Annotated in this window: 14 protein-coding genes; 9 read left to right on the top strand and 5 right to left on the bottom strand. The window is 72.9% G+C overall.

All coding sequences use genetic code 11. The annotated features are described in order from the left end of the window. Window positions 1-293: 293 nt before the first annotated feature. The 3 genes from ACGFI9_RS06115 to ACGFI9_RS06105 all read left to right on the top strand — a co-directional run bounded on the left by ACGFI9_RS06115 (window position 294) and on the right by ACGFI9_RS06105 (window position 2,819). Window positions 294-968, top strand: a complete 675-nt coding sequence (locus tag ACGFI9_RS06115; protein WP_393175535.1) for a lytic transglycosylase domain-containing protein — start codon at window positions 294-296, stop codon at window positions 966-968. 116 nt (window positions 969-1,084) lie between these two features. Next, entirely contained in the window at window positions 1,085-1,765 is a 681-nt protein-coding gene (locus ACGFI9_RS06110; protein ID WP_393175533.1) for a rhomboid family intramembrane serine protease, read from the top strand. Between the two features lie 85 nt (window positions 1,766-1,850). Beyond that, window positions 1,851-2,819: an NAD(P)/FAD-dependent oxidoreductase gene (locus ACGFI9_RS06105; protein WP_393175531.1), complete on the top strand. Its 969-nt coding sequence runs from the start codon at window positions 1,851-1,853 to the stop codon at window positions 2,817-2,819. Window positions 2,820-2,826: 7 nt separating this feature from the next. On the opposite strand, the gene ACGFI9_RS06100 is transcribed toward ACGFI9_RS06105, so the two are convergent. Next, the gene (locus ACGFI9_RS06100) at window positions 2,827-3,519 is read right to left on the bottom strand and encodes a TetR/AcrR family transcriptional regulator (RefSeq protein ID WP_393175529.1); all 693 of its coding nucleotides are present in this window, start codon (window positions 3,517-3,519) and stop codon (window positions 2,827-2,829) included. Window positions 3,520-3,656: 137 nt separating this feature from the next. Here ACGFI9_RS06100 and ACGFI9_RS06095 point away from each other — a divergent pair, with 137 nt between their 5' ends. After that, window positions 3,657-4,574, top strand: a complete 918-nt coding sequence (locus ACGFI9_RS06095; RefSeq protein ID WP_393175527.1) for an NAD-dependent epimerase/dehydratase family protein — start codon at window positions 3,657-3,659, stop codon at window positions 4,572-4,574. Window positions 4,575-4,626: 52 nt separating this feature from the next. Here ACGFI9_RS06095 and ACGFI9_RS06090 read toward each other — a convergent pair whose 3' ends face one another. After that, complete coding sequence (locus ACGFI9_RS06090; protein ID WP_393175525.1) at window positions 4,627-5,592, bottom strand: DMT family transporter; 966 nt, start codon at window positions 5,590-5,592, stop codon at window positions 4,627-4,629. Beyond that, a complete protein-coding gene (gene glpX, locus ACGFI9_RS06085) occupies window positions 5,589-6,620 on the bottom strand; it encodes a class II fructose-bisphosphatase (protein ID WP_393175523.1) in 1,032 nt (343 codons plus the stop codon). The genes ACGFI9_RS06090 and glpX overlap by 4 nt, the downstream gene beginning before the upstream one ends. A 159-nt stretch (window positions 6,621-6,779) precedes the next feature. Between glpX and ACGFI9_RS06080 the strand changes: the two genes are divergently transcribed. The 3 genes from ACGFI9_RS06080 (at window position 6,780) to ACGFI9_RS06070 (ending at window position 9,527) form a co-directional block, all read left to right on the top strand. Further along, window positions 6,780-7,547, top strand: coding sequence for a DUF4245 family protein (locus ACGFI9_RS06080; RefSeq protein ID WP_393175521.1), 768 nt, complete (start codon window positions 6,780-6,782; stop codon window positions 7,545-7,547). A gap of 112 nt (window positions 7,548-7,659) precedes the next feature. Beyond that, entirely contained in the window at window positions 7,660-8,469 is an 810-nt protein-coding gene (locus tag ACGFI9_RS06075; RefSeq protein WP_393175519.1) for a hypothetical protein, read from the top strand. Between the two features lie 215 nt (window positions 8,470-8,684). Beyond that, complete coding sequence (locus tag ACGFI9_RS06070) at window positions 8,685-9,527, top strand: hypothetical protein (protein ID WP_393175517.1); 843 nt, start codon at window positions 8,685-8,687, stop codon at window positions 9,525-9,527. A gap of 47 nt (window positions 9,528-9,574) precedes the next feature. Here the strand turns inward: ACGFI9_RS06070 and ACGFI9_RS06065 are convergent, their stop codons facing one another. Both ACGFI9_RS06065 and xseA read right to left on the bottom strand, forming a co-directional pair. After that, window positions 9,575-9,787: an exodeoxyribonuclease VII small subunit gene (locus ACGFI9_RS06065; RefSeq protein WP_393175515.1), complete on the bottom strand. Its 213-nt coding sequence runs from the start codon at window positions 9,785-9,787 to the stop codon at window positions 9,575-9,577. 13 nt (window positions 9,788-9,800) lie between these two features. Continuing rightward, window positions 9,801-10,967, bottom strand: coding sequence for an exodeoxyribonuclease VII large subunit (gene xseA / locus ACGFI9_RS06060; protein WP_393176620.1), 1,167 nt, complete (start codon window positions 10,965-10,967; stop codon window positions 9,801-9,803). A gap of 149 nt (window positions 10,968-11,116) precedes the next feature. On the opposite strand from xseA, the gene ACGFI9_RS06055 reads away from it, so the two are divergent. Both ACGFI9_RS06055 and ACGFI9_RS06050 read left to right on the top strand, forming a co-directional pair. Further along, window positions 11,117-12,103 (top strand): 4-hydroxy-3-methylbut-2-enyl diphosphate reductase, encoded by a 987-nt coding sequence (locus ACGFI9_RS06055; protein WP_393175513.1) that lies wholly within the window; start codon window positions 11,117-11,119, stop codon window positions 12,101-12,103. A 43-nt stretch (window positions 12,104-12,146) separates the two neighbouring features. Continuing rightward, window positions 12,147-12,557 carry a hypothetical protein gene (locus ACGFI9_RS06050; protein ID WP_393175511.1) on the top strand — a complete coding sequence of 137 codons (411 nt, stop codon included), beginning with the start codon at window positions 12,147-12,149 and terminating at the stop codon, window positions 12,555-12,557. Window positions 12,558-12,579: the final 22 nt, after the last annotated feature.

Raw genomic sequence — 12,579 nt, 5'->3', positions numbered from 1 at the left:
TTTCGCTTTGTGGTGCAGGTCACAAAATGCGTCCTTGGTTTCCCATCCGCCTCACTGTGCGCAATGGTGTCCATCGAGCGACTCCGACAACTCCAGTTCACCCCGGCGGAGGCCGCGCGGGGACCTGGAGGCCCGCCCGGAAGATCGTCAGGCGTCATCCGCCGTGCCAGGGCGGAGATCCACTGACTCCGGTGCGCCGGCTGTGACCGCAGGGTCGGGGCGCTCACGACGCCGGCGTGGTGATCGAGCCACGCGTCGCGTCGTGTCCTTGCCCCCGACGAAGGGACCACTTCGTGAGTCGGCTGTGGAGCCGGTTCGGCGCCCGTACGGCCGCTGTCGCACTGCTCTCCGTGGGCGTTGCCGGCGGCTTCTATCTGGGCGAAGACCGACAGACCCAGCAACAGGGCCTGACCGCGCAGGTCGGCCTTGAGGTCGACCAGGCGGAGTACGCGTACCAGCGCGACCGGCAGGCCGACCACCGGCTGGACTCCGCCAAGCAGCGGGCCGCCGAGTACCAGGCGAAGCTGCGCGCGGCGGCGGCGGCCAAGGAGGCCGCCGAGCGGGCCAAGGAGGCCGAGGCGGCCGCCGCGTCCCGGAAGAAGGAGCGCGAGGCGGCGGCCGCGGCGAAGCCGTACGACGGGCCGATCCCGACCTCGTGCGAGGAGTACACCGGCAACCGGCAGATCGGCTGCGCGATCATGCTGGACGAGGGTTTCGGCATCGACCAGTTCCCGTGTCTGGACAAGCTCTGGACCAAGGAGAGCGGCTGGAACCACAAGGCCTACAACGAGTCGTCCGGGGCGTACGGGATCCCGCAGGCGCTCCCGGGCAGCAAGATGGGCTCGGTCGCCGACGACTGGAAGACCAACCCGGCCACCCAGATCAAGTGGGGCCTCGGCTACATCGAGGGCCGGTACGACGACCCGTGCGGCGCCTGGCAGCACTCGCAGAGCACCGGCTGGTACTGATCGGACGTTGACGGCGGCGGAGGGTGCGGGGATCCGCACACTCCGCCACCGTCGTCCGCCGGCGGAACCGCCCGCCTGGGTGGCGGCCGGCGGTGATTGCTGATAGCTGTTGGTACGTGACCTGGCGCGGCGGCCCGACGGGCGGCGATTCCCAACGGTTCGGCACCGAGGCGTTCTACGCCTCGCTCGGCCGGGCCTTCGTGGCGATGTGCGCGGTCGTCCCGGTGCTCTTCCTCGTCGAGGCCCTCGACGTCGGGCTGCACGCCAACCTGGACGTCACCGCCGGCATCATCCCCCGCCGGATCCAGGGTCTCGACGGGGTGTTGTTCTCCCCGTTCCTGCACGCCGGCTGGAACCACCTCTACAGCAACAGCATCCCGCTGATCCTGCTCGGCACCTTCGTGCTGGCCGCCGGCACCCGCCGGTTCCTCTGGTCGACCCTGGTGATCATTTTGGTCAGCGGGCTGGGCGTGTGGTTCACCGGCTCGCCCAACTCGGTCGTGGTCGGCGCGAGCGGGGTCATCTTCGGTTACCTCGGCATCCTGCTCACCCGGGGCGTGGTGGAGCGGAGCTGGTGGAACTTCGCGGTGGTGCTGCTGGTCGGCCTGCTCTACGGCTGGCAGTTGCTCGGCATCCTCCCCACCGACGAGCGCATCTCCTGGCAGGGGCACCTGTTCGGGCTGCTCGGCGGGGCGGTCGCGGCGATCCTGTTCCGGCGCCGCCGGGCCGAGCCGCCGGAGCCGGAGCGTACGGAGTCGCCCACCGTGACCATGCCCCGACCAGGCGTCGACGTGTAGCTGGGATGTGCTTGCCCGGGGCCGACCCGGGGCCTACCGTCGGGATCAACACGCGTTGATCCGTTGGCGAAAGTGACGGTACGCCATGCGCGAGGTCGATGTCGCCGTGATCGGAGCCGGTCCGACCGGCCTCTTCGCCGCGTACTACGCCGGGTTCCGCGGACTCTCCGTGGCCGTGGTCGACGCGCTGCCCGAGCCGGGTGGGCAGGTGACCGCGATGTACCCGGAGAAGCTCATCCTCGACGTCGCCGGGTTCCCGGCGATCAAGGGGCGGGACCTCGTCGCGAACCTGGTCGCCCAGGCCGCGCCCTTCCACCCCGAGTACCTGCTCAACACGCGGGCGGAGAAGCTCTCCCACGTCGACGGCCGGCCGGTGCTGGGCCTGGCCGGGGGTGAGCAACTGGGCTGCGGGGCGGTGCTGGTGACCGGCGGGCTGGGCAGCTTCACCCCCCGCCCGCTGCCGGTGGCCGACAGCTTCGTGGGCACCGGGATCGTCTACTTCGTACCGCAGCCGGACGAGCTGGCCGGCCGGGACGTGCTGATCGTGGGCGGTGGCGACTCGGCGTTCGACTGGGCGGTCACGCTCCAGCCGATCGCCCGCTCGGTGACCCTGGTGCACCGGCGGGAGAAGTTCCGGGCGCACGCCTCGACCGTCGAGCGGGTCCGGGCCCTGCCGATCCGGGTGGTGGTCAACGCCGAGGTGACCCGGCTGTACGGCGACGAGCGCGTCACCGGCGCCGAGATCGCCGTACGCGGCGGCGCGGTGGAGACGCTGCCGGTGGACACCGTGGTGGCCGCCCTCGGCTTCACCGCCGACCTGGGACCGCTCGCCGAGTGGGGCCTGCGGCTGGACCGCCGGCACATCGTGGTGGACAGCACGATGGCGACCAACCTGCCCCGGGTCTTCGCGGCGGGCGACATCACCGAGTACCCGGGCAAGGTGCGGCTGATCGCCACCGGGTTCGGCGAGGCGGCGACGGCGGTGAACAACGCGGCCGTGGCCATCGACCCCACCGCCCACCTCTTCCCGGGCCACTCCTCGGACGGGAGTTGACCGGGGGTCAAGCGGCGGGCAGGCCGATCAGGTCGGCCATCAGCCCGGTCTGGTGGTCGAAGTACTCGTCGCGGTGCGGCAGCATCCCGTTGGTCCGGCCGAACAGCTCGAAGCTGATCAGCCCGAAGAGCTGGGTCCAGCCGGCCATGCCCCGGGCCAGCAGCGGTTCGGGCAGCCCGGGGAAGAAGGCGGCGGCCAGCTCCGCGAGGTCGGCGCGGACCGGCTCGGGCAGGTCGTCGTCGGGCGGGTCCAGCCGGCCGGCGGCGACACCGTCGCGCAGGATGCCGACCAGGGTCAGCGGGGGCCGGGACGCCGGCGCGACGGTGTCCTGCGGGGCCGCGTACCCGGGGACCGGGCTGCCGTAGAGCAGGGCGTACTCGGCGGGGTGGTCGAGTGCCCAGGTCCGGGCCGCCCGGCACACGGCGTGCCAGCGTCCGCGCAGGTCGGCCCGGTCGACCCCGGCGTCCGCCGCCTCCACCGCGTCCCCGAGCGACTCGTACGCCTCCAGGATCAGCGCGGTGAGCAGGTCGTCGCGGCTGGGGAAGTAGCGGTAGATCGCGGAGGAGACCATGCCCATGTCCCGGGCGACGGCGCGCAGCGAGAGGTTGGCGCCGTCGGTGGCCAGGTGGCGGCGGGCCACCGCCTTGATCTCTTCGATCATGCCGGCGCGGACCCGGGCGCGGAGCGAGGGAGCGACCATGCCCCCACTCTGCCACGACTGAGAGCGCCAATCAAAATAGAGAGCACTGCTCTTGACGGCGGGTCGTCCGAGGAGGCATGCTCTGTTGCGAGAGCGGTGCTCTCGAAACAGGCTTCTGCTTCCGAAGGGTGGACCCCATGTCCCTGGACGTGATCGTCGGCGCCGGCCCGGTCGGCACTGCCATCGCCCGACTCCTCGCCGAGCGCGGCGAACGGGTGCGGGTGGTGACCCGGCGCGGCACCGGCCCCGAGCACCCGGCCATCGAGCGGATCGCCGCCGACGCCGCCGACGCCGAACGGCTCACCGCGCTGACCGAGGGCGCCGCCGCCCTCTACAACTGCGCCAACCCGGCGTACCACCGGTGGCCGGTGGACTGGCCGCCGCTGGCCGCCGCGCTGCTCACCGCCGCCGAGCGGACCGGCGCGGTGCTGGCCGCGGTCGGCAACCTCTACGGGTACGGGCCGGTCGACGGTCCGATGACCGAGGCGACCCCGCTCGCCGCCACCGGCCACAAGGGGCAGGTGCGGAACCGGATGTGGGCCGACGCGCTCGCCGCGCACCGGGCCGGCCGGGTCCGGGTCACCGAGGTACGCGGCTCCGACTACGTCGGGGTCGGCGGGACCTCGCTGGCCATGATGGTGCTGCCCCGGGTGCTCGCCGGGCAGCGGGTCTTCCTGCCGGTCGACTGGGACGCCCCGCACACCTGGACGTACATCCCGGATGTCGCCCGTACCCTGGTCGCCGCCGCGACCGACGAACGGGCCTGGGGGCGGCCGTGGCACGTGCCCAGCGCGCCCGCCGTGCCGATGCGGGGCCTGGCCGCCCGCGCGGCGGCCCTGGTCGGCGCGCCCGCGCCGAAGCTGACCCGGATGCCCTACCCGCTGCTGTGGCTGGCCGGGTTCGCCAACCCGATGGCCCGTGAGCTGCGGGAGACCGCCTACCAGTTCGACCGGCCGTTCGTGATGGACTCCACCGCGGCCACCGCCACCCTGGGCGTCGAGCCGACCCCGCTGGACCAGGTGGTCAAGGAGACGGTGGCCGGGCTGCGGGGCTGACTGGCGTCGGGAGGGGCCTTCTGTGCGGCGGGCGTTGACGAGGGCCCCTTCCTCACCGGCGCGGGCTCAGCGCGGCGATCAGCACCGCGACGAGGGTCAACGCCGCCCCGAGCAGGGTGGTCGGTCCGGGGTGCGACGCCTTGGTCGGCAGCACCAGGTCCAGCAGGACCGCCCCGACGATCTGCCCGGCGATGGTGGCCAAGCCGAGCAGCAGCACCCCGGTGAAGCGGACGATGGCGGCGGCGAGTGCGATGAACACGATGCCGATCGGTCCGCCCAGGTAGAGCCAGAATTCGCTCGGGAGGCCGCCGCCCGGCCGACCGCGGAGCGCCGCCTCCACAGCGAAGGTGGCGAGCAGCGCCGCCGTGCCGACGGTGAAGTTGACCAGGGTGGCCGTCGTGGCGCTGCCGGCGGCCGCCCGCACCCGGCCGTTCACCGCCTGCTGCCAGGCGATACCCACCCCGGCCGCGAGCGGCAGCAGGGCGAGGGCCAGGGCGGCCGGGTCACCGAGCCGGTCGCCCACCGCCAGCACCACGGCCAGCACGGTGAGCGCCGCGCCGACCAGGCGGTTCGGGGTGACCGGCTGAGGGCCGGCCGGCCCGATGCCGGCCCGGTCCACCAGCAGGCTGCTGCCGGACTGCCCGGCCACCACCGCCACGGTGAACACCGCGACGCCCAGCGTGCCGATGGTCAGCCCCTGGGTGGCCACCAGGAAGGCGCCGCACACCCCGCCGAGGCACTGCCACGGCCGGAGCGAGCCGTCCCGCAGCGCCGCCCGGAGGGCGGCCAGTCCCCGCCGGCCACCGGGGGTGGCGGGGACCAGCACCAGCAGGATCAGCAGGCCCAGGCCGAACGACACCACCGCCGCGGCGATCCCGTCGGCCAGGCGTACGCCGAGCTCGCCGTTGATCCGGGACTGCACGGCCACCGCGACCCCCGAGGCGGTGGCCAGCCCGACGCCGGCGATCCGCCGCGTGGTCGGCAGCGTGGGGGGCGCCGCCGTCCCGGTCGCGGTCACTCCTGCTCGGCCAGGGGGCGGCCGTCGAAGTCGACCGCCGAGTAGAGCGCGAGCTTCTCCAGCCGGTGGTACGAGTCGATCACCCGGATCGTGCCGCTCTTGGAGCGCATCACGATCGACTGGGTGTACGCCCCGCCGGCCCGGTAGCGGACACCGCGCAGCAGGTCGCCGGAGGTGACCCCGGTGGCCACGAAGAAGCAGTTGTCCCCGGTGACCAGGTCGTCGGTGAACAGCACCCGGTCCAGGTCGTGCCCGGCGGCGAGCGCCTTCTCCCGCTCCTCGGCGTCCTTCGGCCAGAGCTTGGCCTGCATCATGCCGCCCATGCACTTGAGCGCGCAGGCCGCGGTGATGCCCTCCGGGGTGCCGCCGACGCCCATCAGCACGTCGACGTCGGACTCGCCGCGGGCCGCCGCGATGGCGCCCGCGATGTCACCGTCGGAGATGAACCGGATGCCCGCCCCGGTACGCCGGATCTGCTTCACCAGGTCGTCGTGGCGCGGCCGGTCCAGCACGCAGACCGTCACCTCCGCGGTGTCGGTGCCCTTGACCTTGGCGATCCGCCGGATGTTCTCGGCCACCCCGGCGTTGATGTCGACCACGTCGGCGTACATCGGGCCGACGGCCAGCTTCTCCATGTAGAAGACGGCGCTCGGGTCGAACATCGCGCCGCGCTCGGCCACCGCGAGCACCGCGAGGGCGTTCGGCATGCCCTTGCTCATCAGGGTGGTGCCGTCGATCGGGTCGACCGCCACGTCCACCTCGGGACCGGTCCCGTCGCCGACCTCCTCGCCGTTGAAGAGCATCGGGGCGTTGTCCTTCTCGCCCTCGCCGATCACCACGACACCCTTCATCGGGATCGAGTTGATCAGCTTGCGCATGGCGTCGACGGCTGCGCCGTCGCCGCCCTCCTTGTCGCCCCGGCCGACCCAGCGGCCGGCGGCCATCGCCGCGGCCTCGGTGACCCGGACCAGATCGAGGGCGAGGTTACGGTCGAGATTCTGCGGCGTCCGCGTCCTGGTGGTTGTCATGACGGCTTCCTCCTCGCGACGTTGCGGGGTGGACCGGCGGGACCCGTCCGTCGCCGCCGCCGGTTTTGTCGCTGATCCTCACACGATCTCAGGTTCGGCGCCGGAGCGGGGCGGAGGAGGCCAGGATCACGTCACCCGGACGGCTGCGAGAATGGCCCGGTGGAACCCGCACAGCCTGCCGACCGCGTACCGGCCGACGCCACCCCACCCGACGGCCAGCCGCCGGTCCGGTCCACCGCCGGACCGGCCCCGGAGGCCGGCGAGCCGGCCCTGGCCGAGCCGTCGACCGCGCCCGCGCCGCTGCCCGAGGCGGGGGAGCCGGCCCTGGTCGAACCGGTCGACGGCCCGGCCCGGGGCGGCGCGAGCAGCCACCCGGCCGTCTCCGGCGACCAGCCGGCGCCGCCCGCCCGTACCGAGAAGTCGCGGTCCGAGCGGTCGCCCCGCGACATGGCCCTCTCGCTGCTGGTGCTGCTGGTGCCGATCGCGCTGCTGCTCGCCTTCTACCGGGGCTTCCTCGGCGGGGACGCGCCGGCCACCGTCGACCCGGCGCCCGCCGTCGAGCAGGCCCGGTCGGCCGGTGCCTTCCCGGTCAGTCAACCGGAGGGCCTCGGCAAGGGCTGGCGTACGGTCAGCGCCCGCTACCAGGCCGAGGCGGGCGGCGCGACGCTGCGGATCGGCTACCTGACCCCGGAGGGTCGGGGTGCCCAGCTGGTGGAGAGCAGCGTGCCCGCCGACAAGCTGCTGCCCGCGGAGCTGAAGGGTGGCCGGCCGCAGGGGCCGGTCGACCTGCCGGGCCGGACCTGGCAGCGCTACACCGCCCGGGACAACGAGCAGGCCCTCGTGCTGCTGGAACCGAACCGTACGGTGATCGTGGTGGGCGATGCCGGTGAGAACGAGTTGCGCCAGCTCGTGGGCGCCCTGCGCTGACCCGTCGCCGCCGCGTGCCCCCCGGCCGTCGCACCCGTCCGCTAGGCTGCCCAGACCTGACGGAACCGGCACACGCGACGTGTCCGGACAGCTCACCGGAAAGAGTTACAACGTGAACATTCGACGGTTCAGCGTCGGCGTCCTCGCCGCCGCCCTGTTCGTGCCCGGTCTGGCCGCCTGCAAGACCGAGGCCGACTCGCCGACCGCCGAGAGCAAGTCCACCGCCCCAGCGGTTCCCGCGGACGCGAAGGAGGCCGTGGTGGCCTCCACCCAGGAGATCAAGAAGGGCAACTTCACCTTCACCATCTCCGGCGGCGAGTTCAACGGCGAGGGCACCGTGCACATGCCCTCCAAGAGCGCCGAGATGAAGCTCAGCAGCGGTACCGGTTCCGCCGAGGACATGAAGATGCACCTGGTCTTCATCGACACCGACAGCTGGGTCCAGCTGGACCTCGGCGCGATGGCCGACTCCATCCCCGGCTTCAAGGAGATGAAGGGCAAGTACCAGCACCTGGATCGCAGCAAGATCAAGGACGCCAAGAACCTGAACTTCGACTTCACGGACGTCGACCCGGCCGGCAGCGACAAGATGATCGCGGCGATCACCGACGTCAAGAAGACCGGTGAGGGCACGTACGCGGGCACCATCGACGCCACCAAGGCCACCGACTCCGACGTGCTCGACGCCGAGGCGGTCAGGGCCCTCGGCGACAAGGCCAAGGCCGTGCCGTTCACCGCGAAGCTCGACGCGCAGGGCCGGCTGACCGAGTTCACCGTCGAGGTGCCCGCCGCCGGCAGCATCCCGGCGTCGACCGTGACCGTCAAGTACGCCGACTACGGCGCCGCCACCGCCGTCCAGGCGCCGCCGGCCGGCCAGGTCGTCGAGGCGTCCGACAAGGTCTACGAGATGTTCCAGGCCTGATCCGGGTCCGGGTGGGGGCGGCGTCGGCCGTCCCCACCCGGCGCCTCGGACCGGACAGGGATTGCGAAACACCGCTTCAGGGAACAGAAGAGGGTACGAGCCGACCGGGCCGCCACGGCGGCCGGACGGGGCTCGTGCGCCGGAGCCGGCGTGAGGGCTGCGGCGCCACGCCTCCGGCACCTCGTGGGCCGGACGACCCACCTGGAGGGGTTCACGTGAAGATTCGACGCTTCAGCGCGGCGGCCTTCGCCGCGGCACTGCTCATCCCCGGCCTGACGGCCTGCAACGGCACCGGGACCGGCGAGGCGGGGGCCTCCGCGTCCCCCACGATCTCGGGCAGCATCGCCCCGAGCGGTACGCCGGGCACCGGCGACGCAAAGCAGGCGCTGCTCAACTCCACCAACGCGATCCGCGAGGGGAACTTCCGGTTCACCATGTCCGGCGCGGGCTCCACCGCCGAGGGGCAGGTGCACGAGCCGAGCCAGAGCGCGGAGATGCGGATGACCATCGGCGACCCGTCGTCCGACCTGATGATGAAGCTGGACCTGATCCACGCCAAGCCGGACAGCTGGGTGAAGCTGGAGCTGGGCGGCAAGGCGGCGAGCAGCGTCCCCGGGGTACAGAAGCTCAACCTCGGCAAGTACCAGCACCTCGACCAGACCCGGATCAAGGGCAACCGGGCGCTCGGCTTCGACTTCGACCAGCTCGACCCGGCCGGCAGCGCCGTGCTGACCCAGGGCATCACCGAGGTCCGGCAGACCGGCGACGGCGCGTACGCGGGCACCGTCGACGTGTCGAAGGCGGCCCAGGCCGGCTCGCTCGACCCGGCCGTGATCACCGCGCTCGGGGCGCAGGCGAAGACCGTGCCCTTCACCGCCAAGGTCGACCCGCAGGGCCGGCTCACCGAGTTGGTGCTCCAGGTGCCGGCGGCCGGGCAGAACGCCGCGCAGGACATCAAGATCACGTACTCGGACTACGGCAACGCGACCGCCGCGCAGAAGCCCCCGGCCGACCAGGTCGTCGAGGCGCCGCCGGAGTTCTACAACCTGTTCAACTGAGCACGCGTTCGACGGGACGGCCCCGGCCGTCCCGTCGGCGTACCCGGCTACTCCTCGGCGCGCTGCCGGGCGGCGTCGATCCGGGCCCGGGCGCCGTCCAGCCAGCGCTGGCAGATCCCGGCGAGCTGCTCGCCGCGCTCCCAGAGCGCCAGCGACTCCTCCAGCGACGTGCCGCCGGCCTCCAGCCGCTCGACCACCTGGGCCAGCTCGGCGCGGGCCTGCTCGTAGCTGAGCCGCTCGTCCTGCTTCTCGTCAGTCATCGGTCCCATCTCATCAGCCGTTCACGGTCGCGGCCAGCTCGCCCTCGGCGAGGCGTACCCGCAGCGGGTCGCCCTTGGTCACCTCCGACGCCGCGCGGACCACGTGGCCGTCGGCGCGCTGGACGATCGCGTATCCCCGGTCGAGGGTCGCCGCGGGGGAGAGGGCCCGCAGCCGGGCCAGGGTGTGCCGCAGGTCGTCGCCGGCCGCGCCGAGCCGGTGGTCCAGGCAGCGGCCGGCCCGGTCCCGCAGCGCGATGACCTCGGTCGCCCGCTGGTCGATCATCACCTGCGGGCGGGCCAGCACCGGGCGGGAGCGCAGCAGGTCGAGGCGGTGCGACTCCCGGTCGACCAGGTTGCGGACCGCCCGCTCCAACCGGGAGCGGGCCTGGCCGATGAGGCGTACCTCCTCGGTGAGGTCGGGGACGATCCGCTTGGCCGCGTCGGTCGGCGTGGACGCGCGGACGTCGGCGACGTAGTCCAGCAGCGGCGCGTCGGTCTCGTGCCCGATCGCGCTGACCACCGGCGTACGGCAGGCGAAGACCGCCCGGCAGAGCGCCTCGTCGGAGAAGGGGAGCAGGTCCTCGATGCTGCCGCCGCCCCGGGCGATGACGATCACGTCGACCGCCGGGTCGGCGTCGAGCACCTTGAGCGCGTCGACGATCTGCGGCACCGCGCTCGGCCCCTGCACCGCGACGTTCACGGTCCGGAACTCCACCGCCGGCCAGCGCCGCCGCGCGTTGGTCAGCACGTCCCGTTCGGCCGCCGAGGCGCGGCCGGTGATCAGCCCGATCCGGCCGGGCAGGAACGGGGGGCGCCGCTTGCGGGACCGGTCGAAGAGCCCCTCGGCGGCGAGCAGCTTCTTGAGCTTCTCCAACCGGGCCAGCAGCTCGCCCAGCCCGACCTGGCGGATCTCGTCGGCGCGCAGGCTGAGCGTGCCGCGGGCGGCGTAGAACTCCGGCTTGGCGTGCAGCACCACCCGGGCGCCCTCGCGCAGCTCCGGCGCGCCCGTGTCGAGCACGTCGCGGTTGGTGGTGACGGTGAGGCTGAGATCCGCCGACGGATCACGCAGGGTGAGGAACACGGTGGTGGCGCCGGGGCGGCGGCTGATCTGGGCGACCTGCCCGTCGACCCAGACCCAGCCCAGTCGGGCGATCCAGGCGCTGATCTTCTGGCTGACCACCCGGACCGGCCACGGCTCCTCGGACGTGCTCCGCCCCGCCTCCGCGCCGCCCTGCCCCACCTCGCTCACCCGCCCACCCTACGGCCCGGGACCGACACCTCCGGGTCGCGGCCGCTGCCGAGGAAAAATCGGGCACGTACGATGGTCGGGTGACTGAGCCTGACACCACTCCCCGGACCGGCAAGCGCGTGCTCCTGGCCAAGCCCCGCGGCTACTGCGCGGGCGTGGACCGGGCGGTGCAGACCGTCGAGGAGGCGTTGAAGCTCTACGGCGCCCCGATCTACGTCCGCAAGCAGATCGTGCACAACAAGCACGTGGTGCAGACCCTGGAGGCCAAGGGCGCGATCTTCGTGGAGGAGAACGAGGAGGTGCCGGAGGGCGCCACCGTGATCTTCTCCGCGCACGGCGTCGCCCCCGAGGTCTACGAGCAGGCCAGGGAGCGCTCCCTCAAGGCGATCGACGCGACCTGCCCGCTGGTCACCAAGGTGCACCAGGAGGCCCGCCGGTTCGCCGCCGAGGACTACGACATCCTGCTGATCGGCCACGAGGGCCACGAGGAGGTCATCGGCACGGCCGGTGAGGCCCCCGCGCACATCCAGCTGGTCGACGGCCCGGACGGCGTCGACAAGGTCACCGTCCGCGACCCGAACAAGGTCGTCTGGCTCTCCCAGACCACCCTCTCGGTCGACGAGACGCTGGAGACCGTGGCCCGGCTCAAGCAGAAGCTGCCGCTGCTCCAGTCGCCGCCCAGCGACGACATCTGCTACGCCACCTCCAACCGGCAGCACGTGGTCAAGGAGATCGCGGCGGACTGCGACGTGGTGATCGTGGTCGGCTCGCGCAACTCCTCCAACTCGGTACGCCTGGTCGAGGTCGCCCTGGACGCGGGCGCCCGCGCCGGGCACCTGGTCGACTTCGCCCACGAGATCGACGACGCCTGGCTGGCCGACGCCCGTACCGTCGGGGTCACCTCCGGCGCCAGCGTGCCGGACGAGCTGGTCCAGCAGGTGCTCGCGCACCTGGCCGAGCGGGGCTTCGCCGACGTCGAGGAGATCACCACCGCCAACGAGCGGCTGACCTTCTCGCTGCCGCAGGAGCTCAAGCGGGACATGCGGGCGGCGACCGCCCGCGGCTGACGGGAGCCGGAACGGATCAGGCGTCGGGGCCGTCCAACGGGGTATGAAGACTCCTCGGACGGTGCTCGTCGCCCTGGTCGCCGCGGCGGCGCTGACCGCCTGCGCCGCCCCGGGCGCCGACCCCGCCAGCCCCGGAACGACGGGAGCCACCCCGATGACCAGCGCCCCCGACCCCAGCGCCACGTCCAACGACCCGTCCAACCCGCTCGACCCGACGCCCCCGAGAGGCGGCGCGTCCAAGCCGGCCGGCGGCAGCACCACCCTCACCGGGACGGTGCAGGCCGGGGTGGAACCGAACTGCTTCCTGCTCGACGGCAACCTGCTGGTCGGCGCGCCACGGGGTGCGCTCAAGGCCGGCGCCCGGGTGACCGTCACCGGGCACTCCCAGCCCGACCTGGTGACCACCTGCCAGCAGGGCACGCCCTTCGTCGTCGAGTCCGTCCGCCCGGCCTGACCGCACGCCCGTACCGAACAGG

It is taken from the genome of Micromonospora sp. NPDC048930, assembly GCF_043197935.1.
Classification (GTDB): domain Bacteria; phylum Actinomycetota; class Actinomycetes; order Mycobacteriales; family Micromonosporaceae; genus Micromonospora.
The sequence above is the reverse complement of the archived record's forward strand: the minus strand, read 5'-3'. Positions and strand labels throughout refer to the sequence as shown.

Excerpts from the sequence above, each read along its gene's own strand:
- ACGFI9_RS06095 (WP_393175527.1), top strand. The coding sequence starts at position 3,657 with ATGTCCCTGGACGTGATCGTCGGCGCCGGCCCGGTCGGCACTGCCATC.
- ACGFI9_RS06105 (WP_393175531.1), top strand. The coding sequence starts at position 1,851 with ATGCGCGAGGTCGATGTCGCCGTGATCGGAGCCGGTCCGACCGGCCTC.
- ACGFI9_RS06100 (WP_393175529.1), bottom strand. The coding sequence starts at position 3,519 with ATGGTCGCTCCCTCGCTCCGCGCCCGGGTCCGCGCCGGCATGATCGAA.
- glpX (WP_393175523.1), bottom strand. The coding sequence starts at position 6,620 with ATGACAACCACCAGGACGCGGACGCCGCAGAATCTCGACCGTAACCTC.
- ACGFI9_RS06065 (WP_393175515.1), bottom strand. The coding sequence starts at position 9,787 with ATGACTGACGAGAAGCAGGACGAGCGGCTCAGCTACGAGCAGGCCCGC.
- ACGFI9_RS06050 (WP_393175511.1), top strand. The coding sequence starts at position 12,147 with ATGAAGACTCCTCGGACGGTGCTCGTCGCCCTGGTCGCCGCGGCGGCG.